Consider the following 23,975-nt stretch of genomic DNA (forward strand, 5'->3'; position numbering starts at 1 on the left):
CATGCAACCCGATCTCTTTGCCGCCACACCACGGGTCTACACCGTGAGCGAAATCAACGCTCAGGTGAAACGCCTGCTGGAAGAGGCCTTCGGCGAAATCGAAGTGGAAGGGGAGATCTCCAACGCCCGGCAGCAGGCGTCGGGACACTGGTACTTCACCTTGAAAGATGCGGCGGCGCAGCTCGGCTGCGTGCTCTTCCGCAGCGACGCCGCGAACCTGCGCTTCGACCCCGAGCACGGCTTGCACGTCCGGGCCCGCGGGCGTCTCGGTCTCTATGCACCGCAGGGAAAGTTCCAGATGCAGGTGCGCAGCCTGTGGCCGGTGGGGCAGGGAGCGCTGGAACTCGCCTTCCGGCAGCTGAAAGAGAAGCTGCAGCGCGAGGGTCTCTTCGACCTGGAGCGCAAGAAGCCATTGCCGCGCCTGCCGCGCCGCGTCGCCTTGGTCACCTCGCCTTCCGGCGCCGCCGTGCGCGACATGGTGGCGACGTTGTCGGCGCGCTGGCCCCTGCTGCGCATCTTCGTCGTCCCCGTGGCGGTGCAAGGTGACGAGGCCCCGAGCGAGATCGTCCGCGCCCTCGCTTTCCTCAACCGCACTGCCGCTGCCGACGTGATCATCGTCGGCCGCGGCGGCGGCAGCTTGGAAGACCTGCAGGCCTTCAACCACGAGGGTGTGGCGCGGGCCATCGCCAGCTCGCGCCTGCCCGTGGTCGCCGCCGTCGGCCACGAGAGCGACACCACCATCGCCGACTTCGTTGCCGATGTCCGCGCCGCCACCCCGACCGCGGCGGCGGCGTTGGTGGTGCCGCACCGTGACGAGGTGCAGCGGCACCTGGAGCTGCGGCTGCGGCGGTTGGCCCTGGGCTTGCGCAAGCGCAGCGAGGTCGAGCGCCTGCGCCTGCAGCGCTGCTTGCGGAGCTACGGGCTGCGGCGGCCGCGGCTCCTGCTCGCCGAGGCGGCGCAGGGCCTGGACGGGCGGCAGGAGCGCCTGCAACGCGGTTTCGCCGTGCTGCTCGAGCGGCGGAACGGAGCCCTCGCCTTGGTGCAGGCGCGCTTGCAGGCCTTGAGCCCCCAGGGCGTCCTGCAGCGGGGCTACAGTTATTGTGTCGACGCCGACAGCGGCGCCGTGGTGCCGCGAGCGGCGCAGACGCACCCGCAGCAGCGGCTGCGCCTGCACTTCGCCGACGGCACCGCCGCGGCGCGCGTCGAAGGCCCGGGCAGGGAGCGGACCTAAAGCCATGAGCACACCGGAGAAGCCGGATTTCGAAGCCGCCATGGAAAGGCTGGAGCGCATCGTGCAGGAGCTCGAATCTTCCCAGGTGGGGCTCGATCGCGCCATCGCCCTCTTCGAGGAAGGCCTCGAGCTCGGCTCCCGTTGCACCGCCTTGCTGGAGCAAGCGCAAGCCCGGGTGGAGAAGCTCCTGGAACGGCATGACGGCAGCGCCGAGACCCGCCCGTTCGAAGGGACGGAAGGGCCGTGAACGCCTTGGAAGAGGATCTCGACCGGGTGCGGGCGCGGGTGGAGGCCCGACTCGACACGCTCCTCCAAGGCGGACCCGAGCGTCTCCTCGCCGCCATGCGGTATGCCGCCCTCGGCGGCGGCAAGCGCCTGCGTCCGGCGCTGGTGCTGTGGTCGTACGACCTGTTCTGCGAGCGGGAAGACGAGCCCGTCCTCGACCTGGCCTGTGCTTTCGAGCTCGTGCACACCTATTCGCTGGTGCACGACGATTTGCCCTGCATGGACGACGACAGCTTGCGTCGCGGCCGGCCCACCTGCCACGTGCAGTTCGACGAGGCCACCGCGGTGCTGGCTGGCGACGCCTTGCTCAACCTGGCCTACGAAGTGATCCTGAGCGCACCGTGGCGCGAGGCAAAGCGCGGCCTCGACTGTGGGCGTACCCTCGCTGCCGCCGCCGGCCACCGCGAGCTGGTGGGCGGCCAGATGCTCGACCTGGAAGGCCAGGGCAAGCCGCCCCGGGCAGAGCTGCTGGAAGCCATCCACGCCGCGAAGACGGCGGCGCTGTTGCGAGCTGCCTGCGTCTGCGGCGGCATCGCCGCCGGAGCGAACGTCGCCGAGCGCGCGGCTCTCGCCGACGTGGGCTCGCACCTGGGCCTGGCGTTCCAGATCGTGGACGACGTGCTGGACGTGGTAGGGGCGATGGCGACGCTCGGGAAGACGGCGGGGAAGGACGCTGCCGCCGGCAAGATCACCTACCCGGCGCTCTATGGCGTCGAGGCCTCCCGTGCCGCGGCGGCGCGGCACATCGAAGCGGCGCGGGCGTTGCTGCGGCAATGGCCGCGAAGCGCGCGCCTACAGGCTCTCGCCAGCTGGATCGGCGCCCGCCTGCACTGACTCCCGGCGCTTGACCCGATCGCGCAGGGCACGGATAATACGGCGTTTGCTCGTGCCGTCGGGGCCTCGAGGGGTCGCGGCGGCGGCCCACCCTCCGAAGAGGCTCCTGCTTGTCTGCACGCATCCTAGAGCGCATCGACAGCCCCCGGGATCTCAAGGCGCTCTCCTTCGAGCAACTGGAGAAACTGGCGGCGGAGATCCGCCAGGAGATCGTCTCGGTGGTGAGCGTCCAGGGCGGCCATTTGGGCGCCAGTCTCGGCGCCGTGGAGCTCACCCTCGCCATCCACTCCGTCTTCGATGCCCCGGAAGACCTCATCGTCTGGGACGTCGGACATCAGGCTTACGGCCACAAGCTCCTCACCGGCCGCCGGCAGCGCTTCCACACCTTGCGCCAGGAGGGCGGTCTCTCCGGCTTTCCAGTGCGCAGCGAAAGTCCCTTCGACACCTTCGGTGTCGCCCACGCGTCCACCGCTCTCGGTGCCGCCCTCGGCATGGCGGTAGCGCGCGATCTGCGCAAAGAGAGTCGTCGCATCGTCGCCGTGGTCGGCGACGGCGGCATGACCGGTGGCGTCGCCTACGAAGCCATCAACAACATCGGCCACCTGGGCACGGATCTGCTCGTCGTCCTCAACGACAACGAGATGTCCATCTCCAAGAACGTCGGCGCCCTCTCCAAGTACCTCACCCGCGTCACCACCAGCCGGGTGTACTCCAAGTTCGAAGCCGAGCTCTGGGAGCTGCTGGGCAAGATGCCGCAGGGCGACAAGGCTCGCCTGCTGGCCAGCCGCATGAAGGAGGGCATGAAGAACCTGGTGGCGCCGGGAATGCTCTTCGAGGAACTGGGGCTGCGCTACTTCGGTCCCTTCGACGGCCACGACCTGCGGGTGCTGGTGGACGCGTTGCAGCATGTGAAGAAGCTCAAGGGACCGGTGTTGCTCCACGCCGTCACCGTCAAGGGCAAGGGCTACGCCTTCGCCGAGGAGAAGCAGGAAGTCTTCCATGGTCTGGGCAGCTTCGACAAGGTGACCGGGGCGATCAAGCCGGCGCAGCCCGGCCCGCCGCCCTGGACCCGTGTGTTCGGCGAGGCCATGGTAGAGCTCGGCGCGCGCGAGCCGCGCCTGGTGGCGATCACCGCCGCCATGCCGAGCGGCACGGGAACGAAGCTCTTCGGGGAGAAGTATCCGGAGCGCTTCTTCGACGTCGGTATCGCCGAGCAAGCGGCGGTGCTCCTCGCCTGCGGCCTGGCGACGCAGGGCATGAAGCCCGTCGCCGCGATCTACTCCACCTTCTTGCAGCGCGCCTACGATCAAGTGATCCACGACACGGCGCTGCAGAAGCTCCCGGTCGTTTTCGTCCTCGACCGCGCCGGCCTGGTGGGGGACGACGGCCCGACCCACAACGGCGTCTTCGACATCGCCTACCTGCGCAGCATCCCGAACCTGGTGCTCATGGCGCCGGCCGACGCCGACGAGCTGCGCCACATGCTGTACACGGCGCTGCACCACGATCTCGGCCCGGTGGCCTTGCGCTTCCCCCGGGGCAACGCCCCCGGCGCCCCCACGGCCGGGCGTTTCGAGCTCCTGCCCCTCGGCAAGGCGCAGGTGCTGCGGGCCGGCGAGGACGTGGCCCTGGTGGGTTACGGCACCAGCGTCGACTGGTGCGTGCGCGCCGCGGCCCTGCTGGAAGCGGACGGCGTGCTGCCCACGGTGGTGAACGCCCGCTTCGCCAAGCCCCTCGATGCCGAGGTGCTCTGCCGCCTGGTACAGCAGCATCGTCTGGTCCTGGTCGCCGAAGAGCATCAGCTGCAGGGGGGCTTCGGCACCGCCGTGCTCGAGCTCTGCGAGGAGCACGGCTTGTCGCCGGCGCCGGTGCGCCGGCTCGGCATCCCGGATCGTTTCATCGAGCATGCCCCCCGCGAACGCCAGCTCGAGCTCCTCGGCTTGACGCCGGCAGCGATCGCGGCGCGGGTGCGCGCCGAGCTCGGCGTGCCCGCGAGCCGACCGGGCGTGGCAGGAACACGCCGCCCGTGAGGGGGGAGCGTGGATCTCGCCTTCGTCGTCAACCCGAAGAAGAGCAGCACCCCCCAGGTTTTGGCACGCCTGCGCCGCAGCGTGCCCGAAGCGGCGCACCGGCTGCTCCTCTGGGCCCCGGCTGCGGCGGAGCTGCGCCGCCGTTCTGATTGCCACGAGAGCTTGAGCGGTTACGAGCTGGTGGAAGACATCCACGCCGGCGAAGTGGTGCTGGCGCTCGGTGGCGATGGCACCCTTCTCGCCGCGGTGCGCCTCCTGGGCGCCGAGCTGCGCCCGGTGCTCGGGATCAATCTGGGCAGCCTCGGTTTCCTCACCGACACGCCGGAGGAGCACGCCGAAGCTGCCGTGGCCCGCCTCCTCGCCGGTCGCTACCGTCTCGAACCACGCATGCTCCTCGAGGTCGAGCACTGCGGCGCCACGAGCGGCGAGCTCCGCGCCAGCGCCCTCAACGACGTGGTCCTGCACGCGCCCTCGGCCCGCGTCCTCGAAGTGGGATTGCGCGCCGCCGGCGTGGATCTGGGCAGCACGCTCGCCGATGGCATGATCGTGGCCACGCCCTCGGGCAGCACGGCGTACAGTCTCTCCGCCGGTGGTCCCATCGTCTCGCCGCGCCTGCGCGCCCTGATCGTCACCCCCATCAACGCCCATACGCTGTCACTCCGTCCTCTGGTGGTGGACGCCGGGGAGACGGTGGAGATCGTCTTGCGGCAGGGCATCGACGCCAGCGCGGAGATCAGCGTCGATGGGCACCGTTGCTGGTCGTTGCAGAGCGGCGAGCACATCGCCGTGCGCGCGGCGCCACAGGATCTGCAACTCGTCGTCACCCAGGAACAGGGTTTCTATCGCGCCTTGTACGGCAAGCTCGGTTGGGGTCGCGGGCGCGCACCCAAGCCCTGAGTGCAGCGGTCCGGGCGCAACGGTCGCCGCCGCTGGCCGCCCCTGCACGAGGGTGCTATCATCCGCCTTCGTGCCATCCATGTGGAGGCTTCGCCGGTTGCACGCGTTCACGCCGACGCTCGAGGAATTCCGTTTCCACGCCCGCGAAGGCAACGTCGTTCCCGTCTATCGCGAGATCCTGGGGGATCTGGAGACGCCGGTCTCCGCCTTCATGAAGCTCGACGATGGCAGCCACTCCTTCCTGCTGGAAAGCGTGGAGGGTGGCGAGAAGTGGGGCCGCTACTCCTTCATCGGCATCGAGCCGAGCGCGGTGGTACGCATCGAGGGGCCGCGCTTGCTGCTGGAGCGCCAGGGCAAGCGGGAGCAGCGGCGCGTCGCCGATCCCATCAGCGGCATGGAAGAGTTGTTGCGCGCCTATCGGCCGGTGCCGGTGCCCGGGTTGCCGCGCTTCGCCGGCGGCGCCGTGGGCTACCTGTCCTATGATTGTGCGCGCTACCTCGAGACCAGCTTGCCCTGGCCCGCCTGGCGCCAGGGCGACCTCCCGGACGCCCAGTTCCTCTGCACCGGGCCGCTCCTCGTCTTCGACAACCTGGCGCACACGATCAAGGTCGTGGTGAATGCGATGGTGGGGAAGGACGCCGCCGCCAGCTACAAGCAGGCGACGCGGCAGATCGACGCCATCGTGGCGCGCTTGCGCGGTGCCGCCCCGGGGCGCGACGGCGGCCGCACCGCGGGCCGCAAACCGGTGTTCACCAGCGACACCAAGCCTGCCGAGTTCGAGCGCGCGGTGCGCCGGGCGCAGGAGCACATCCTGGCCGGCGATCTCTTCCAAGTCGTGCTTTCCCATGAGCTCTCCACCCGGTTGCACGGCGATCCCTTCGCCGTCTACCGCGCCCTGCGGCAGATGAACCCGAGCCCCTACATGTACTTCCTGCGCTTCGGCAGCGACGTGATCCTGGGCGCCAGCCCCGAGGCGCTGGTGCGCAAGGAGGACGACGTGCTCGAGCTGCGGCCCATCGCCGGCACGCGCCCCCGCGGCGCCACCCGCGTCGAAGACTTGCGGCTCGAGGAAGAACTGCGCGACAGCGACAAAGAACGGGCCGAGCACATCATGCTGGTGGATCTGGGGCGCAACGACCTGGGACGGGTGTCGCAGTATGGCAGCGTCGTGGCCGACGAGCTCATGATCGTGGAACGCTACTCCCACGTGATGCACCTGGTGTCGGGAGTGCGCGGTCTGGCCCGAGACGGCATCAGCTGTTTCGACGTGCTGCGCGCCTGCTTCCCGGCGGGCACCGTCTCGGGGGCGCCGAAGGTGCGGGCCATGCAGCGCATCCACGAGCTGGAGAAGCGCCGGCGTGGCGTCTATGGCGGCGGCGTCGGTTACTTCGGTTACGATGGCAACATGGATCTGTGTCTCGCCATCCGCACCGTGCTCTGCCGTGACGGCCAGGCCAGCATCGGCGCCGGCGCCGGGATCGTGGCCCACTCCAACCCGCGGGCCGAGTACGAGGAAACCCGCAGCAAGGCGCAGGTCCTCCTCGCTGCCATCGAGATGGCGGAGCTGGGGCTGGAATGAGCGCGATCCGGAGCCAGAAGAAGAAAAAGAAGAAGACCGCAGCGCCGCGGCCGCGGCGCCGCTCTCCCCTCGTGGTCCTGGACAACTACGATTCCTTCACCTGGAACCTGGTCCAGTACTTGGGCGCCTTGGGCGCCGAGATCGAAGTGCACCGCAACGACGCTCTCAGCGTCGGGCGGCTCCTCGAGCTTCGGCCCCGCGGTCTGGTGGTGTCGCCGGGACCGGGGCGGCCCGAGGACGCTGGGATCGCCGTCCAAGCCATCCGCCGCTTGCACGGTCAGGTACCGATCCTGGGCGTTTGCCTGGGGCATCAGGCCATCGCCACCGCTTTCGGCGGCCGCGTCGTCCGCGCCGGGCAAGTGATGCACGGCAAGACCTCGCGCATCATCCACGATGGACGGGGCATCTTCCGCGGCCTGGAGAATCCTTTCGTGGCCACGCGCTACCACTCCCTGGTGGTGGAGCGGGAGAGCTTGCCGGCGGCGCTCGAGGTCACCTGCGCCACCTCCGATGCGGTGATCATGGGGCTCAAGGTGCAAGGCGCCGAGACCTGGGGAGTGCAGTTCCACCCGGAGTCCATCCTCACGCGGCAGGGCAAGGACCTGCTGCGCAACTTCCTCGACCTCTGCGTGATCTGAATTGCTCCAACCAGCGTTGCAGAAGCTCCTGGACGGCGAGAGCCTCGGTGAAGCCGAGGCGGAACAGGTCATGGGCTGCATCATGGCTGGAAAGGCGGCGGAGGCACAGATCGGCGCGCTCCTCGTCTTGCTGCGCCAGCGCGGCGAGACCGCGGCGGAGATCGTCGGCTTCGCCCGGGCCATGCGCGCCGCGGCGCTGCGCGTCGCGCCGCCGCCGGGTGTGGTACTCGACACCTGCGGCACCGGGGGTGACGGCGTCGGCACCTTCAACATTTCCACGCTGGCGGCGCTCGTCGCCGCCGCCGCCGGCCTCACGGTCGCCAAGCACGGCAATCGCTCCGCCTCGGGCCGTGTCGGCAGCGCCGATCTGCTCGAGGCCTTGGGCCTGCGGCTCGACCTGCCGCTGGCGGCGGTGGAGGATTGCCTCGGTCGCACGGGCTTCGCCTTTCTCTTCGCGCCGTCACACCATCCGGCGATGCGCCACGCTGCCGGACCGCGCCATGCTCTCGGCGTGCGCACCATCTTCAACCTCCTGGGTCCGCTGACCAATCCCGCCGGCGCCACGCACCAGCTCCTTGGTCTCTATGACGGCGCCCTGGCGCCGACGCTGGCGGAAGTGCTGCACCGGCTCGGCGGCGAGCGTGCCCTGGTGGTGCACGGCCACGACGGCATGGACGAGATCTCCCCCACGGGGCCGACGGCGGTGCTGGAGCAACGGGGAACGACGCGGGCGCGGCACACCTGGCAACCCGAGGATTTCGGCTTGCCACGCCATCCGCTGGCGGCGCTGCAGGTGGGCACGCTCGCCGAGCACGTGGCGCGAGCGCGCGCCGTCCTGGAGGGCGAAGCAGGACCCTGCCTGGATGCGGTGGCGCTCAACGCCGGGGCCGCGCTCTATCTCGGCGGCGCGGTGCGCGACCCGGGAAGCGGGGTGCAGGCGGCGCGCCGACTGTTGCAGGAGGGCGCGGTGCGGCGGAAGCTGGAAGAAATCGTGCTCTTCGGCCGTACGGTGCCCTGAGGAGCAGGCATGCCTCTCGAGAGGATCGTCCTCCAAGTGCAGCGCCGCCTCGCCGAACGCCGAGAGAAGCGGCCGCTGGTGCAGGTGGAGCGCGCCGCGGCCCGAGCGGCACCGGCACGTGGTTTCGCCCGGGCGCTGCGCGCCGCCCCCGGCGGCATGGCCCTCATCGCCGAGCTCAAGAAAGCCTCGCCGTCCGCCGGGGTGCTGCGCCGCGACTTCGAGGTGGCGGCGCTGGCGGCGGCCCTCGCCGGTGCCGGTGCCGATGCCCTCTCGGTCCTCACCGAAGTCGATCACTTCCAGGGAGCCTTGGCGTTTCTCGCCGTCGCCGGCGCTCCCGGATTGCCGCGGCTGCAGAAGGACTTCATCGTCGACGAGTACCAGGTGTGGGAAGGGCGGGCCGCCGGCGCCGACGCGGTGCTCCTCATCGCCGCGCTCCTGGAGCCGCAGCGCAGTCGAGCCTTGGCGCAGCTGGCCCTCGACCTGGGAATGGACGTGCTCTTCGAGGCGCACACCGGGCCCGAGGTGGAGCGCGTGGCGGCGGCAGCGGCGCAGGCCCCAGAACGCATCCTGGTGGGGATCAACAACCGCGATCTCCACACCTTCACGGTCTCCTTGCAGCGGAGCTTGGAGAGTTTGCCGCAGCTGGCACCGGGTCTCTTCGCCGTGAGCGAGAGCGGCATCCAGACCGCCGCCCATGTCCAGCGCTTGCGCGTTGCGGGCGCCCGCGCCATCCTGGTGGGGGAGCTCCTGATGCGTGCCACCGATCCAGCGGCGGCGGCGCGGGATCTCTTGCGGGAGGTGCGTCGGGGGTGAGCGAGCGAGTGCGCATCAAGATTTGCGGCCTCACCCGGCCTGCCGACGCCCTGGAAGCGGTGCGACTCGGCGCCGATTTCCTCGGCTTCGTCTTCGCCCCCGCGAGCCCGCGCTGCCTCGAGGTGGGAACGGCCGCCGCTTGGCTCCCCGGTCTCGACACCGGACTCGCCAAGCGCGTCGGTGTCTTCCAGGATCAGGCCGCATCCAGAGTGAACGAGGTGGTGCATCGCCTGCGGCTCGATCTGGTGCAGTTGCACGGCCACGAGCCGCGGGATTTTCCGCGCGCCCTGGATGTCCCCGCCATCGTCGTCCGCCGTGGCGGGGGCGGCAGCGCCGTGCCGCTACCGCCCAACGTCTTCGCTGCGCTCCTCGACGCCGAAGATGGGTCCGGGCGCAGCGGCGGTCTCGGCTTGCGCCTCGAAGACGCGGTGCTGCGGCGACTGCTGGCGAGCCTGCCCGCCTCGGCGCGCGTCTTTCTCTCCGGCGGTTTCACGGCAGAAAACGTCGGCGCCGTCGTCGCCATCCATCATCCCTTCTGCGTCGACGTGTCGAGCGGCGTGGAGCGCGCCCCAGGCCTCAAGGACCCGGTGCGGCTGCGGAACTTCTTCGCTGCCCTGGGCAGGCCGGTATGAGCGAGGCACCGGCAGCGCTGCCCACTCCCGGCGGTTGGTTCGGTCCCTACGGGGGCCGCTTCGTGGCCGAGACCTTGGTGGGGCCGCTCGCGTCGCTGGAGCAAGCCTACGAGGAGGCCCGCGCCGATCCCGCCTTCGCCGCCGAGCTCGAGGCGCTGCGCCGCGATTTCATCGGCCGGCCGACGCCGCTCTACTTCGCCTCCCGGCTCTCGGAGCGCGTCGGCGCCCGCATCTATTTGAAGCGCGAGGATCTGGCCCACACCGGCGCCCACAAGATCAACAACACGGTCGGCCAGTGTCTGCTCGCCCGGCGCATGGGCAAACGCCGCGTCATCGCCGAGACCGGTGCCGGACAGCACGGTGTCGCCACCGCCACCGCGGCGGCGCTGCTGGGACTGGAGTGCGATGTCTACATGGGCCGGGTGGACATGGAGCGCCAGGCGCTCAACGTGCAGCGCATGCAGCTCCTCGGTGCCCGCGTCCTGCCGGTGGACGCCGGCAGCCGCACGCTCAAGGACGCCATCAGCGCCGCCATGCGCGACTGGGTGGCGCACGTGGAGGAGACGCACTACGCCCTCGGCTCCGTGCTCGGCCCGCATCCCTATCCCATGCTCGTTCGCGACTTCCAGAGCATCATCGGTCGCGAAGCCCGGCGCCAGATCCTGGAGCACGAGGGAAAGCTGCCGGACTGGTTGGTGGCTTGCGTGGGCGGCGGCTCGAATGCCATGGGACTTTTCTTCGAGTTCCTCGCCGAGCCCTCGGTGCGTCTGGTGGGGATCGAAGCCGGCGGCATCGACCTCGAGCCCGGCCGCCATGCGGCGCGCTTCGCCGGCGGTAGCGTCGGCGTGCTGCAGGGAACGAAGAGCTACTTGCTGCAGGACGCGCGCGGCAACACTCTGGGCACCCACTCCCTCGCCGCCGGGCTGGACTACTGCAGCGTGGGGCCGGAGCACGCCTACTACCACGATCGAGGGCGCATCCGTTACGACTGGGTGAGTGACGCCGAAGCGCTGGCGGGCTTCGAGGCCCTGACGCGACTCGAGGGCATCGTCCCGGCCCTGGAGAGCTCCCATGCCCTCGGCTGGCTGCTGCTCGAGCGGCGCTGCATCGAGCCCCACTCCCTCGTGGTGCTCAACCTCTCCGGGCGGGGGGATAAGGATCTCCACACCGTGCTTCAGGCCCGGGGTGGACCCTCTTAGCTGAGGCCTTGTGGGGGTCGGCGCCGCGGTTGTACCTTCCACCTCGGAATCAGGTGCGCCCGTAGCTCAGCTGGATAGAGCACCAGCCTCCGGAGCTGGGTGTCGGAGGTTCGAATCCTCTCGGGCGTACCACTCTCGACCGCCCGGCCTCGAGGCCGGGCGGTTTGTGCATCGGGAGCGTGCAGTGTGCGGTCAGCCCGCGGCGCCTTCGTGCAGGTGCTGGTGGCCGTGCCCTCGGCACGGCTCGCCGCGCGTCTGTCCCGCAGTCTCCTGCAGCAGCGGCTTTGCGCTTGTGCGCAGACCCTCGGTCCGGTGACGAGCCGCTACCGGTGGCGCGGCCGGCTGGAGCAAGCGCGGGAGTGGCTCCTCCTCCTCAAGACGCGTCGCGTGCTCCTGGCAGCCGTGGAGCGCGAGATCCGCCGCCAGCATCCCTACGAGGTGCCGGAGATCCTCGCCCTGCCGGTGCAAAGCGGCAGCGCCCCGTATCTGGAATGGCTGCAACGCGAGTGCGCTAGCGATACAGGGACTTGACGGTGCTCCAGGTAGCAGCTTGCACGGCCGAGCCCTCGCAGCCCACCGGGGCGGCGCCGAGTCTGCCGCAACCCGCCACGCCCGTGAGCGGCGAGGTGGAGGCGAGACGCACGTCGTAGACCTGGTGCGCCGGATCGAAGGCGCAGAACTGCGGATCCACCGCCAGGTTGCCGCCCAGATCGCGGCCGCAGACGGAGGTGTCGGAGTTGCCGAACACGTCGCTGCAGCGCCGCTCGAGATCGCCGGCGCAGACGAGCGTGGGGCTGCCGCTGTTGAAAGCCACGATGCTCTGCTCCAGCACGCCGGAAGCCTCGAGCAGATAGAGGGCGCCGGCCCCCGAGGCGGTGTTGGCCACCAGGGTGGAACGGGTGATGCGCACCGAGCCGCCCGGATCGATGGCGATGGCGCCGCCGCCCTGGGCGCTGTTTCCCGCCACCAGCACCGAATCGAGCGAGACATGGGAGGCGCTGGCGTAGATGCCGCCGCCCTTGAGCGGGGAGCGGTTGTCCTGCACCGTGCAGCCGACCAGCTCGACGTGGGAGTTGCGGATGGCGGCGACACCGCCACCGCTGTCGACTCCCTCGTTCGCGGCGATTTGGCAGCGCACGGCGCGCACCTGGCTGCGGTCGGTGAACAGGCCACCCACGGGGAAGGCAAGGCCCGTACTGCTGTTGCCCCGCAGCACGACCCGCTCCAGCAGCAGGGAAGTGACGCGCACCGCACCCAGCCCCGAAGGTCCGACGTCGGTGCTGTTGTCGCTGCTCTCGCAGTCGCGCAGCTCGAAGGGGCCCTCCTCGAGCCAGATGCCGGCGATGCCGCCGTCGATGTCGTTGTGGTGCACGCGCACGCGATCCAGCCGGCCGGAAGCGCCGGAAAGAAGGAAGCTGGCGGGGGCGAAGAGCTCCGGACCCCAGCGCCAGCCGACACCGCATCCCGTCACCTCCACGTCCTCGAACTGGACGTAGTCCTGGGCGCGGATCCCGACCCAGTTGTTCACGAAGCGGCAGCGCACCAGCTCGGTGGAGCGAAAGCTCCACAGACCGGCGCCGTTGCCGACGAACTCGCAGTCCACGATCCGCGTCGAGCCGGGGTTGGGGGCGAAGACCAGGACGCCGTACAGATTGTTCTCGAAGAGACAGCGCCGCATTTCGACGCTGCCGCCCCAGACCCAGTAGCCGGCGCCATTGGGGACGGGGACGCCGTTCCGCAGCACCAGGTCCTCGATGAGGACATGGCTGCGCACGCTGCGCAGCGCGCTGCCCGTGTTGCCATCCTGGCCGGCGCGAACCGAGGCGTCGAGGATGGCGCGTCCGCCGCCGCGGGTGCGGATGCAGAGGTCCTTGTCGACGATGAGCGGATTCTCCTCGTACACCTGCGGCGCCAGCTCCAAGGTATCGCCGCTCGCGGCCGAGTCGATGGCCGCCTGCACGGTGGGGAATTCGTGGGTGGGGACGTACAAGGTTCCCGCCGTGGCCAGAGGGGTCCAGGCGGTGCAGAGAAGGAAGAGGGCGATCCGGCAGCGCATGGCAACCCCCGCGGCCGGGACAAGCTGATCGATGCTACGGCAGTGGGGGATGCAGGGCAACCTGAGATCGCTGCAAGCGCGGATCGCGCAAATAAGTGGCGGTGAGACGTCGGCGCCGTGGCTGGAAAGGTGTCAGGACGCGCCCGAGGAGGCTCGTGCCCAGGAGCTGGTAGCGCCGCAAGCGGGGCAGGGAAGCGAGAGGCGCTTCCAGGACCCCCATCCGCAGCAAACGCAGCTCTGCCACCGCGCGCACGTGGCGGGCGAAAGCCGGCAGCTGCCGCCACACGGGATGCTGGCTCTGTTCGTGCCGCCCGGCGGCGGCGGCGAGACGCTGGAGCGCGGCGAGGCTGAGCAGCGACAGCCCGAGAAGATGCCGGCGGGTGCGCGGGTCGCGCGCCGCTTCCAGGGTGCGCGCCTCGCCGAAGGCGACGTGGCTTTCCTCCTGGCGTGCGGCCCGCTCCAGCAAACGGCGGATCCTGGGCTCCGGCACGGTGTCGATGAGCGCATAGAAGACGGCCAGCACCGCGCCCTCGCCGAGAGCCATCTCGAGACAGACATGTTCCTCCCAGCGGCTCCCCATGAGATCCGTAGCAAGGAAGCGGACCCAGCGATGCGCCGGCTGCGGCGGCGTTTCCAGCAGCGCCAGGATGCGGCACATGAGATCCACGTGGGCCAGCTCCTGGGCGCACTGCACCGCCAGGAAGCGGGCGCTGTCCAGGTCCGGCGCGTGGTGGATCCAGTGCCCGACCTGAATGCCGGTGATCTCGCCGTAGAGGAACTGGCTGAAGACCCAGCCCAGGGTCTCCCGGTCCTCGGGCAAGGTGAAGAGAGCGCCGCCGAAGTCGTAGCGGATCTCGTCGCGTTGGAGGAGCATGCCCACTTAGCGCCACACCTCGATGTGCTCGACGACGAAGTCCTGGTCGCCGAAGCGGACCGCCTCGCCAGGGCGCTTGCCGAGCAGCGCCGCGACCGCGGGCGCCAGATAGGAGACGATCCCATGAGCGGGATCGGAATCCCAAGGCCCGAGGATGGTGAGCACCACCGGGCTGCCGTTGCGCCTCGAGGGCGCGAGCTTCACCCGCGTGCCCACCCGGATGGCGCTCGGATCGATGCCCGCCGGTTCCAGGGCCCGGGCGCGACGCAACTCTTCGTGCAACATCCGGGCCCGCGCCGACAGCATCTCCTGGCGCTCCCGCGCCGCTTTGTACTCGAAGTTTTCCCGCAGATCGCCGTGCGCCGCGGCCTTGCGGATCTCCTCGGTGTTGTGCGGGAGGTCGACGCGGACGAGCTGGTCGAAGGCGGCGCGTTGGCGGTCCAGCGCCTCACTGGTGTTGTACAGCGCTTCCTCCGCCGCTTCGCGCAGCTCCGGGAAGCGCGACCACGCCTGGCTGCGGAGCTCTTGTTTGCGGTGCTCTTCCAGCCCCACGTCCCGTTCCAGGAGCGCCAGCAGCTGCGCCGACTGCTCCGCGTCCAGGCCGGCGAGGGCGAGGTCGGCGACGCCACCGGGGTCGAAGCACTCCTTGAGCGCCGGGCGCTGACCTTTGAACGCCGCGTCGGTACAAGCCTCCAGGAGCCGGCGGAGCAGACGCCAGTCCGCCCGCGGCGACAGTTCGGGGCGTTGGGGCAGCTCGCGACACAACCAGAGGAAGAAGCGCGGCGAGCGTGCCGGTCGCGCCAGCGTCTCGCTCACCAACCGCTCCAGCGCTGCCGGGTCCGGGGCACCTCGCCTCGCCTCGTAGAGCCAGGCGAGGGTGCGCCCGTCCATTTCGTTGCCCAGGCAGTCGAGGTACAGCTGCGGCCAGTCCGGACGCAGGTCGCGCAGGCGTTCCAGCGCCCGCTCGCGGCAACGGCGTTCGCGCACGCCGCTCACCACCGCCGCGGCGTCGTCACGCCGCAACAGCGCGGCAATCCTCGCCGGGGTGTCCGACGCTTCGCCTCCGTCACCGAGATCTTCGAGCACCAGGAGGGTCTCGAGAGCGAGCGGCGGTTCGAGCGCGCCCTCCAGGCTGCGCCGCAGTCCTTGGGCGAGCAAGCGCCTCAAGCTCTCGGAGCGCCCCGCCTGCGTCCTTGCCATCTCCAGCCGTTCGAGCGGCGCGGCGGCGGCGAAGGCGGCGGCGAGATCTTCGTCCGCCGCGGCCGCGCTCTGGCTCCAGCTGCACAGCGGCCGCGTCCCCGCGCTCACCGTCAGCCGGCGATCGGCGCGCGCACGCTTCCACCAGGTGTTCCAGCTTTCCTGCGGCACCACGTCGCGCAAGTGCTCGCGCAGCGTCGCGAGCGGCACCGGGCTGCCGAAGCTGGCGAAGAAACCTTGCAGGAGCTCGCCCGGCGCGGTGGCTGCTTGCTCTTGCAGTGCCGGCAGGCCCTGGAGCTTCTGCACCAGGAAATGCTCTTCACCCAGCCCTTGCAGGAGGTGCTCCGCCTCGGCGCGGCGGAAGGAAAGGAGGTTGCCGGCGAAATCGACGCGCAGCGTTCCGAGCGCCAGGTTGAGTTCACGGACGCGGCCACAGCCGCGGGTCGGCAGGAATACTGGTCGGCCCACGTCGTAAGCGAGCCAAGCCAGGACCTGCTGCAGGGCGCCGAGCGGTTCGGCGCCATCCTGGAGGCGGAAGTGCTGCAGCAAGAGTTCGAGGTTGGGGGAGCCGCGGTGCCGGCGGCGCAAGGCGTCCAGAACCGCGGCCCGGAGCGCAGGGCTCTCGGGCCACAGGCGCAGGAGCTCCTGCAGCGCCTCCATCTCCGCGGCGCCCGCCTCCTGGGGCAGGGCCTCCAGGAAGAGCTGCAGCAGGAGTTCGGCGCGCTCCTGCTGCTGGCGCTCCAGCATGGCGCGGAGTACGGGGAAGAAGAAATCGCGATCCCCGGGCGCCGTCTCGAGCCGCGACAGCCAGCGGTCTTCGACGGCGTCGAAGCGCTCCTCGTCGAGGAGCGCGCGGATCTCCGGATCGAGCTTCATTGCGGCTCAGTGTAGTATGCAGCGCGGGCGCGAGCAATGCGGGCAGACGGAGGCGTGGCGCGCGTGGCGGCACCGAACAGCGGGCGCGGCCGAGGGCTCGTCCTCGGTGTCTTCGCGGTGGCGCTCGCCCTCCGGGCACTCTACCTGTTCGACATCCGCGACAATCCTTTCTACGACTCTCCCATCATCGACGCGCAGTACTACCGCGATCTCGGCTGGGCGCTCTCCCGCGGTGAAGGCACCGGGCATGCTCCCTTCATGATGCCGCCGCTCTACCCACTGCTCCTGGCCGCGCTCTTCCGTGTCACCGGCCCCGACCTGCAGGGGGCGCATCTGCTGCAGATCGTGCTCGGCGCCACGACGGCAGCGCTCACCGCCCTGCTCGGTCTCCGTCTCGGCGGTGTCGGTGTCGGTGCGGTGGCCGGTGCGCTCGCCGCCACCAACCGTGCCGCCCTCTACCTGGAAGGAGATCTGCTGGCGACACCGCTCGCGATGTGCCTGGATCTGCTCTTCCTGCTCTTGCTCTTGCGCTTCCTCGAGCGCGGGCGTCGGCGCGAGCTCGTCGGCGCCGGCATCGCGGCAGGGCTCGCGGCGCTCGCCGTGCCCACGGTGCTGGCGAGCCTCGCCGTCCTCGCCGCTTGGCTGCTCTGGCGTCGACGAGTCGGAGCCGCGGCAGTGCTGGTGGCGGCGACGCTGCTGCCGATCCTGCCGGTGACGGTGCACAACGCCCACGCCAGCGGCGCGCTGGTGTGGATCAGCGCCAACGGTGGCATCAACTTCTACCTCGGCAACAATCCGGAGATGCGCCGCACCGCCGCGCTCCGCCCCGGTCCGGAATACCGGAGGTTCAACGATCTGCCGCTCCGCGCCGCGGGCATCGTGCACCCGGCGCAGCGCGACCGCTGGTTCTACAGCCAAGGGTTGCGCTTCTGCGCCGGGCAGCCGCTCTTGGCCTTGCGGCAGACCGGGGAGAAGGTCTTGCAGCTCCTGCACACCCACGAAGGCATGCGCGATTTCGACCGCCAATACTTCGCGGCGCACTACTCCCGCTTCCTGCGCTTGCCCGGCTGGAGTTTCGCCTGGCTGCTCGCCGCCGCCGTGGTCGGCATGGTCTGGGCCCGGCGCGGCACGGCGGCGGAGACGGCGCTCCTGCTCTTCCTCGCCTCCTATGCACTCGCCATCGTCGCCTTCTTCGTCACCGCGCGTTACCGGGCGCCGCTGCTCCCGGTGCTCTCCGTCTTCGCCGCCAGCGGCGCGCTCTGGCTGGTCGAGGTCCTGTGGCGCCGCGCCTGGCGCCCAGCCGCGGTGGCGCTCGCCGTCGCCGCCGGGGTGGGGACGTTTTCCTCGCTGGATGGGTTGGGGGCGAGCGGCGTCGATACCGTGGAAGCGCAGTACCGGGTGGGGACCGCGTACCAGCAGAAGGGGGACTGCGAGCGGGCGCTGCAGTGCTACGCCGCGGTGCGGCGCTTGCAGCCGGATCACGCTTTGGCGGCGGCGCACGCGGCGCAATGCGAGCAGCGCGCCGGTCGTCTGCAGGCGGCGGTGGATCTCTACGAGGGGATCCTGCAGCAGCACCCGGATTACGTCGAGCCGATGGTGAACCTGGCGAATCTGGCTTGGGCACACCATGATTCGCTGAGCGCGGTGCACTACTTCGAACTCGCCGTGGCGACCGATCCCCTCTTCGCCCAGGCCCACGGCTACTACGGGCTCTTCCTCCTAGCGCAGGGTGCGGCGCCCGCGGCGGTGCGCTCTCTCTCCCGCGCCCTGGAACTGGATCCGAGCTGGGAGTCGTTGCGGCTGGAGCTGGCGCGGGCTTGCGTCGCCAGCGGGCAGAGTCAGCGCGCCTTGCGCGAGCTCGACACGGTGCTGGAGGTGATGCGCCCCACCGCGACCCTCGAGCTCGTGCGCGGCGAGGCGCTGCAGAATCTCGGTCGCCGGGAGGAAGCGCGTGCCGCCTGGGAGCGCGGCCGTAGGCTCGACCCGACGAATGCGGAGCTGCAACAGCGGCTCAGGCCCGGTCCTTGAGCGGCACGAAGTCGCGCGGCGCCGGGCCATGGTAGAGCTGCCGCGGCCGCACGATCTCGATCTCCGGATCCAGGAGCATCTCTTCCCACTGGGCCAGCCAACCCACGGTGCGCGGGATGGCGAAGAGCACCGGGAACATGGCGCTCGGGAAGCCCAGGGCGCGGTAGACGAGACCGGAGTAGAAATCCACGTTCGGGTAGAGCTTGCGGCGGACGAAGTACTCGTCTTGCAGGGCGATCTTCTCCAGCTCCAGCGCCACGTCCAGGAGCGGGTCGCGCCGGGTGGCGGCGCACACCTGCGGGGCCAGGGCCTGGATGATGCGGGCGCGCGGATCGTAGGAGCGATAGACGGGGTGACCGAAGCCCACCAGGCGCGACTCGCCGCTCTTCACCCGGCGGACGAAACCCGCCACTCGCTCCACCCGGCCGATCTCCAGGAACTGGCGCAGCACTGCCTCGTTGGCGCCGCCATGCCGCGGCCCGTAGAGGGCACCCATGGCGGCGGCCACGGCAGTGAAGGGATCAGCGTGCGCGCTGCCGACGGTGCGCATGGCGCTGGTGCTGCAGGTCTGCTCGTGGTCGGCGTGCAGGATGAAGAGCACCTCCAAGGCGCGCTCGAGGACTGGATCGGCGCGGTACTGGGTCTCGGTCATCTTGAACATCATGCTCAAGAAGTTCCCGGTGTAGGTGAGGTCGTTGTCCGGGTAGACGTAGGGAAGACCCATGGTGTGCCGGTAGCAGAAGGCAGCGATGGTGGAAACCTTGGCGATGAGGCGGAAAGCCTGGGAGCGCCGCGAGGCGGGATCGAGGATATCCCGAGCCCCGGGATAGAAGGTGGACAGGGCTCCCACGGTGGAGAGCAGCATGCCCATGGGGTGGGCGTCGTAACGGAAGCCAGCCATGAACTTCTTCACGTTCTCGTGCAGGATGGTGTGGGTGGTGATGTTCAGGCTCCACGCGGCCAGCTGCGCCGCCGTGGGCAGCGTTCCCTCCAGGAGCAGGTATGCCGTCTCCATGAAACTGGCCTGCGCCGCCAGTTGTTCGATCGGATAGCCGCGGTAGAGGAGCACGCCGCGCTCGCCGTCGATGGTGGTGATGCGGCTCTCGCAGGCGGCGGTGTTGACGAAGCCGGGATCGTAGCTCAGGAGGCCCAGGTCCTGGTCGTCGGTGCGGATCTGCCGCAAGTCGGCGGCGCGGATGCTGCGGTGCTGGATGGGGATCTCGTAGGTCCTGCCGGTGCGATTGTCGACGACGGTGAGCGTCTCCCGGGCCACGCGGTTCCTCCGGAGGCAAAGTTGGCGGCAGGATAGCGGCTCGCTCCGGCGGGGGCAATCGCCGCCGCCTCGAGGGTGAGGAAGCGTTGCAGGAGCGCGCGCACCCGCGTGTACCCTGCCCACACGAAATGCGCCGGCGTATCCCCCGGGCCGTGCAGGTGGCGAATGCCCCAGGCGCCAGGCTCGACGGTGAGCAACGTCAGCGCCGGCACACCGGCGCCGAGCAGCTCCCCGGCGTCGGTCCAGAGCGGCAGGGGCAGGTGACGCAGGCGGCTTCCGGCGGCACGCTCGAGCTGGCCGTGCACCGCCGCGCTGGCCGCTTCGATTCCGTGGCGGCGCAACTCGTAGCGGGACACCACGGCTTCGCTGCCGGCGCCGATGGCTTCGAGGTTGATGCAGGCGTCGATGCGCTCGGCGGCGAAGCGCGGTGCCAGCGCGGCGCTACCCTGGGCACCGTTCTCTTCGCCAGCGAACCAGACGCAGGTGAGTCGCGTGTGTTCGAGAGGCTGCCGTGCAGTGGCCGCGGCCAGCTCGACGAGGAGCGCACAGGCGGCGGCGTTGTCCACCGTGCCCCGGCTCGGTTGCCGCAGGCCGCCCAAGGCGAGCACTGCCGCCGCGGCGGCGAACGCCAAGGCCGTGAGCACTCCCAGCGGGCGCAAGGCGCGCCGCCGTCGCCGCAGCACCAGCAGTGCCGTGGCCGCCCCGCCGAGGGCGGCGCCGCCGAGAACGATGCCGCGCCCCACATGATCGAGGAGCTCGGTCTTGCTGTCGTAGTGCGCGCTGAGGAGAACGTGGCGGAGCGGCGCGCCACGCGGCTCGACTTGGGTGACGAGAACTGCTTCCGTGGTCGCCGGCAGGAGCCGATCCAGATCGCCCGCACCGGCCAGGAGCGCGGCGGCGAGGGCCAAGCCTGCCGCCGCCAGCCAGCGGCGCGAAGGTCGGAAGGCGGCGCGGCCGAGGAGGAAAGCGACGCAGAGGAGCGCCAGCGCGGCGGCGTCGGCGCGGGCAGGGTGGCAAGCGAAGGGAAGGGTCGCGGGTTCGAGCCCAGCAGCGCGCAGCGCCGTCTCGAGACCGGCCTGCGCCTGCTGCAAACCGGGCGTGCCGTTCTGGCGCGGGAAATCCAAGCGCGCCAGCAGCGACTCCGCCGCGGCAGTTTCGCTCGCGCTCTCGGCGCTCGTGATCGAGGTACTCATTCCGGGCTCCTGGAAACCGCGCTGCTTCTTTCTTCTAGCATTCCTGCCAGGACGACTCCACACTATGCAACCGTCCGAGGCATGCCTCTTGCTGCCTGGAGACGTCTCCACACTTCCTTGGGAGGACGGGCGATGGGACCCGGGGATTTCCTGCGCACACACTTCCGCGTCTACCGCCTGTGGATCCTCGAACGCGCGCTCGGCCCGGAGGCCGTGCCGGAGCCCACCGCGCCCGCCGGGGTCGAGATCCGCTTCCTCGATCGGCATGCGCGGCGCGATTGGATCTGCCAGCATGCGGGCAACGAGGCCGACTGGCCGCAGTTCCGCACCGCTCTCTTGCACGATCACGATCTCGTCGTGGCCATGCAGGGAGGCCAGCCGGTGGGCTGGGCCTGGCTCGGCTACGGGCGCGTGTTCCTGCCGCCTTTGGGTCGCGAGATCTGCCTGCCCGAGGGGACTGCATATCTCTACGAGGCCTATGTGCGGCCGCTCGTGCGTGGTCACGGCATCGGCACGGCACTGGTGGGAGCACGCTGCGCCCAGGCAGCGCGCCTCGGCTACGCCCGGCTGCTGACCCATGTGCTCGCCGGCAACGTTCCCTCGCTGCGCGCCCTCGAGCACCATGGTTTCGTGAACAGCGGGCGTACCCACTTCCTCCGCGCCTTGCTGTTGCGGGTGTGGATGCGCTCGCCGCTTCCGGTGTCACGCGCCGCCTAGGACCTCTTTCCGCTACCATGCGGGGATGGACTCGGTCGATAGCCCACAGGATCCTCTGCTCGAGCTCGCCCGGCAGCTGCTGCCGCTCGGGACCTGGCGCGAGGTGGCGCGCGATGGCTTGCTGTGCATCGCCGGCATCCAAGGCATGGCGGCGGGTGCGGTGCTCTGGCGTGCCGACGAGGGTCCCCTGCACTTGCTGAGCCATTTCGGCCTCGGCGCCGGACGGCTGCGCGGCCGCTTCCGCCTGCCGGCGGAGGCACAAGGCTTCCTGCTCGAAACCGGCCCGCTGACGTTGGAGGCGGCACGCCGTCGCCCGGCGGGACGGGGCCTCTTGCGGGCCTTGCATCCGCTGGATGCGCAGCTCGGCGAAGCCTGGCTCTTCCCCCTGCACGCCGAAGGCAAGCTGCGCGGGCTCCTCTGCGTCGGCCCCTCGCTCGTGACCCAAGAGCTGGTGGCGCCGGACGCCATCGGCGGCTGCAATGACATGGCCGAACTGCTGCGCCTGCGTCTCCTCGGCTGCGCTTCTGACAGCGGCGTACCGCTGGCGGAGGAGCGGCCGGCGCCGGCGGATTCTCGCCCTCTCGCCAGCAGTGGCCGCGGCGTGGCCTCGCGCCTCCGGCACCTCCGGTCGCGCTACCCGGACGCCGCCGCCATGGTGGGAGAGAGTGCGGCCATGCTCGCCCACCTCGAGGAGATCGTCTCGCTGGCGGACACGGATTACACCGTTCTCGTCGAGGGTGAAACGGGGACGGGGAAGGAACTGGCGGCGCACCTGCTGCATCGCTCGAGCCGGAGAGCGCAGGGGCCCTTCGAGGCCGTGGACTGCTCCGCCATCCCGCAAGAGCTCATCGAAAGCGAGCTCTTCGGGCACGTGAAGGGAGCGTTCACCGGCGCCTCGCGGGATTTTCGCGGCGCCTTCGAGCGCGCCGATGGCGGCACGCTGCTCCTGGACGAGATCGGCGACATGGACTTGCGCAGCCAGACGCGACTGCTACGGGTGCTGCAGGAAGGCCAGGTGCGGCGGCTGGGGGGCGATCGGCCCGTACCGGTGGATGTGCGCGTGGTGGCGGCGACGAACCAGGAGCTCGCCGCCTTGGTGCGGCAATCGCGCTTCCGCGAAGACCTCTATTACCGCATTCACGTGTGCCCGGTGCGGGTGCCGTCGCTGCGCGAGCGCGGCGACGACCGCCAGGTCCTCTTCGAGCACTTTATGGCCCAGCATGCCGCCGAGCTGCAGCGCCCGGCCCGCCGGCTGACGCCGGCAGGGCGCCGGCGGCTGCGCTCCGAGCTCTTTCCCGGCAACGTGCGCCAGCTGCAGAACGTGGTGCGCCAACTCCTGGTGCCGAAAGCGGCGCGCGGGCCGGTGGATGCCGACGAGCTCGAACGGGTCCTGCGCCGCGCCTCGAGTCAGGGGCTGCAGCCACGCCGGGCGCGGCCTGCTCACGAGGCTGCCGAGGAGCGCGCCGAGATGCCTCCGCCCACGGCCGAGGTGACTCGCCTGGTGGAATCTGCCCGCAAGGTGCGGGATGCCCCTCCGACGCTTCCCTCTCCTCCCACGTTGGCGAGTCCGAACGGCGTCGAGGACGTGGGAAACTGGGTCCTGGAGCGGCTCCGGGAGCATCGCTTCAATCTTTCCGCCGCGGCGCGGTCGCTGCAGGAACAGCGGCGCCAGGGGGCCTCGCGCGAGGCCGTGCCGGTCTTCGATCGCGGCGCCCTCGACTACTACCTGTGCGGGGAGTTTTTCCGCGCCCTCGTGGGTCATGCCTATGCCGTCGATGCCGCCCTGCAGCATTTGGCGCCGCGGGCGCCGCATTCGCCACGCTTGCGGCGCAAGGTGCAGGCCTTCGTCCGGCCGCTGCGATCCTGGCAGCGCCGGACTGGCGCCCAGGCTCGGGCGCGCTTGCACGAGGTCTACCGGCGCGTGCCAGAGACCTACCTGACGGAGATCGAACAAGCGGCGGCGGCGCTGCGGCGCGGCCGCTGGCGGCTGCCATGAAGACGACGATAAAAAAACACGGGGAGGCGGGCTTCCTGCGCACGCCTCCCCGCGACAGCCTGCGTGGGGATCCAGGCTCGCTTCGCCAGTCGAATCGATCCCACGCGCTCAGGAGGTTCCGAGGGGGAGCGGAGCCTCGACCGACCGTGCCGAGGGGAGCGTCACGATCGTCTGGCGCGGGGAAGGGCCTCTCGGCAGCTCGCGTGCTACCCAGCAGCCCGGGACCGCTCTCGCGATCTCCACTTTCCACTCTTGCAGGGAGCGCGCCAATTCCAGTCGGTCCCGCTCCAGGCCGGCAAACTTTTGCGGCGGCGTCAGTTAGCTTCGCCGGTTCGAGGCCGGGCGGCGTGTCGGAGAATATGCTGAATCGGCATTTTAATGGTGATTCATTGATGAAACAGCGATGAAACAGCACGTATTCGGCGAAACGGGCAAGCAGCGGGTGGCCGTGGTGGGGGCCTCCACCAGCCGCGCCAAATATGGCAACCGCGCCGTCCGGGCCTATCGCGCCGCCGGCTGGGAGGTGTACCCGGTGCACCTCACCGCTGCCGCCATCGAGGGGATCCCGGCCTTCCGCAGCGTCCTCGACCTGCCGGAGCGGTTGGAGCG

General features: G+C 70.3%; 21 protein-coding genes and 1 tRNA gene. 17 read left to right on the forward strand and 5 right to left on the reverse strand.

What is annotated here, in order from left to right:
* Position 1 precedes the first annotated feature (1 nt).
* From xseA to cutA, 13 genes are all read left to right on the forward strand, one after another.
* Positions 2–1,231, forward strand: a complete 1,230-nt coding sequence (gene xseA / locus VFE28_03135; protein ID HZM14972.1) for an exodeoxyribonuclease VII large subunit — start codon at positions 2–4, stop codon at positions 1,229–1,231.
* Positions 1,232–1,235: 4 nt separating this feature from the next.
* Positions 1,236–1,478 carry an exodeoxyribonuclease VII small subunit gene (gene xseB / locus VFE28_03140; protein HZM14973.1) on the forward strand — a complete coding sequence of 81 codons (243 nt, stop codon included), beginning with the start codon at positions 1,236–1,238 and terminating at the stop codon, positions 1,476–1,478.
* Positions 1,475–2,350 carry a farnesyl diphosphate synthase gene (locus tag VFE28_03145; protein HZM14974.1) on the forward strand — a complete coding sequence of 292 codons (876 nt, stop codon included), beginning with the start codon at positions 1,475–1,477 and terminating at the stop codon, positions 2,348–2,350. Before xseB ends, VFE28_03145 begins: the two co-directional genes overlap by 4 nt.
* Before the next feature lie 110 nt (positions 2,351–2,460).
* Complete coding sequence (gene dxs, locus VFE28_03150) at positions 2,461–4,380, forward strand: 1-deoxy-D-xylulose-5-phosphate synthase (GenBank protein ID HZM14975.1); 1,920 nt, start codon at positions 2,461–2,463, stop codon at positions 4,378–4,380.
* A gap of 9 nt (positions 4,381–4,389) precedes the next feature.
* Complete coding sequence (locus VFE28_03155) at positions 4,390–5,277, forward strand: NAD(+)/NADH kinase (protein HZM14976.1); 888 nt, start codon at positions 4,390–4,392, stop codon at positions 5,275–5,277.
* A gap of 97 nt (positions 5,278–5,374) precedes the next feature.
* A complete protein-coding gene (gene trpE, locus VFE28_03160) occupies positions 5,375–6,856 on the forward strand; it encodes an anthranilate synthase component I (protein HZM14977.1) in 1,482 nt (493 codons plus the stop codon).
* Complete coding sequence (locus tag VFE28_03165; GenBank protein ID HZM14978.1) at positions 6,853–7,494, forward strand: aminodeoxychorismate/anthranilate synthase component II; 642 nt, start codon at positions 6,853–6,855, stop codon at positions 7,492–7,494. Before trpE ends, VFE28_03165 begins: the two co-directional genes overlap by 4 nt.
* A 1-nt stretch (position 7,495) precedes the next feature.
* Positions 7,496–8,512 carry an anthranilate phosphoribosyltransferase gene (gene trpD / locus VFE28_03170; GenBank protein HZM14979.1) on the forward strand — a complete coding sequence of 339 codons (1,017 nt, stop codon included), beginning with the start codon at positions 7,496–7,498 and terminating at the stop codon, positions 8,510–8,512.
* Positions 8,513–8,521: 9 nt separating this feature from the next.
* Positions 8,522–9,325, forward strand: coding sequence for an indole-3-glycerol phosphate synthase TrpC (locus VFE28_03175; GenBank protein HZM14980.1), 804 nt, complete (start codon positions 8,522–8,524; stop codon positions 9,323–9,325).
* Positions 9,322–9,957, forward strand: a complete 636-nt coding sequence (locus tag VFE28_03180; GenBank protein ID HZM14981.1) for a phosphoribosylanthranilate isomerase — start codon at positions 9,322–9,324, stop codon at positions 9,955–9,957. The genes VFE28_03175 and VFE28_03180 overlap by 4 nt, the downstream gene beginning before the upstream one ends.
* A complete protein-coding gene (gene trpB / locus VFE28_03185) occupies positions 9,954–11,156 on the forward strand; it encodes a tryptophan synthase subunit beta (GenBank protein ID HZM14982.1) in 1,203 nt (400 codons plus the stop codon). The genes VFE28_03180 and trpB overlap by 4 nt, the downstream gene beginning before the upstream one ends.
* Before the next feature lie 55 nt (positions 11,157–11,211).
* Positions 11,212–11,288: transfer RNA gene (locus VFE28_03190), tRNA-Arg, on the forward strand.
* A 54-nt stretch (positions 11,289–11,342) separates the two neighbouring features.
* On the forward strand, positions 11,343–11,687 hold the full coding sequence (gene cutA, locus VFE28_03195; protein ID HZM14983.1) for a divalent-cation tolerance protein CutA: 345 nt from the start codon (positions 11,343–11,345) through the stop codon (positions 11,685–11,687).
* On the opposite strand, the gene VFE28_03200 is transcribed toward cutA, so the two are convergent.
* Genes VFE28_03200 through VFE28_03210 form a run of 3 tightly spaced genes read right to left on the reverse strand, consistent with a single transcriptional unit; the run spans position 11,668 to position 16,159 of the window.
* Positions 11,668–13,212 (reverse strand): right-handed parallel beta-helix repeat-containing protein, encoded by a 1,545-nt coding sequence (locus VFE28_03200; GenBank protein ID HZM14984.1) that lies wholly within the window; start codon positions 13,210–13,212, stop codon positions 11,668–11,670. The genes cutA and VFE28_03200 overlap by 20 nt on opposite strands.
* A 34-nt stretch (positions 13,213–13,246) precedes the next feature.
* Positions 13,247–14,086: a ferritin-like domain-containing protein gene (locus VFE28_03205; protein ID HZM14985.1), complete on the reverse strand. Its 840-nt coding sequence runs from the start codon at positions 14,084–14,086 to the stop codon at positions 13,247–13,249.
* Between the two features lie 6 nt (positions 14,087–14,092).
* Complete coding sequence (locus tag VFE28_03210) at positions 14,093–16,159, reverse strand: GreA/GreB family elongation factor (protein ID HZM14986.1); 2,067 nt, start codon at positions 16,157–16,159, stop codon at positions 14,093–14,095.
* Positions 16,160–16,222: 63 nt separating this feature from the next.
* Here VFE28_03210 and VFE28_03215 point away from each other — a divergent pair, with 63 nt between their 5' ends.
* Positions 16,223–18,187: a tetratricopeptide repeat protein gene (locus VFE28_03215; protein ID HZM14987.1), complete on the forward strand. Its 1,965-nt coding sequence runs from the start codon at positions 16,223–16,225 to the stop codon at positions 18,185–18,187.
* Here VFE28_03215 and VFE28_03220 read toward each other — a convergent pair.
* Positions 18,171–19,406: a citrate synthase gene (locus tag VFE28_03220; protein HZM14988.1), complete on the reverse strand. Its 1,236-nt coding sequence runs from the start codon at positions 19,404–19,406 to the stop codon at positions 18,171–18,173. The genes VFE28_03215 and VFE28_03220 overlap by 17 nt on opposite strands.
* Positions 19,328–20,653 (reverse strand): M20/M25/M40 family metallo-hydrolase, encoded by a 1,326-nt coding sequence (locus VFE28_03225; protein ID HZM14989.1) that lies wholly within the window; start codon positions 20,651–20,653, stop codon positions 19,328–19,330. Before VFE28_03225 ends, VFE28_03220 begins: the two co-directional genes overlap by 79 nt.
* A 132-nt stretch (positions 20,654–20,785) precedes the next feature.
* Here VFE28_03225 and VFE28_03230 point away from each other — a divergent pair, with 132 nt between their 5' ends.
* The 3 genes from VFE28_03230 to VFE28_03240 form a co-directional block, all read left to right on the forward strand.
* Positions 20,786–21,370, forward strand: a complete 585-nt coding sequence (locus VFE28_03230) for a GNAT family N-acetyltransferase (protein ID HZM14990.1) — start codon at positions 20,786–20,788, stop codon at positions 21,368–21,370.
* A 25-nt stretch (positions 21,371–21,395) separates the two neighbouring features.
* Positions 21,396–23,366: a sigma 54-interacting transcriptional regulator gene (locus VFE28_03235; GenBank protein ID HZM14991.1), complete on the forward strand. Its 1,971-nt coding sequence runs from the start codon at positions 21,396–21,398 to the stop codon at positions 23,364–23,366.
* Positions 23,367–23,769: 403 nt separating this feature from the next.
* On the forward strand, positions 23,770–23,975 hold a 206-nt coding region (locus VFE28_03240), incomplete at its 3' end, for a CoA-binding protein (protein ID HZM14992.1).

Source organism: Candidatus Krumholzibacteriia bacterium, assembly GCA_035649275.1.
GTDB lineage: Bacteria > Krumholzibacteriota > Krumholzibacteriia.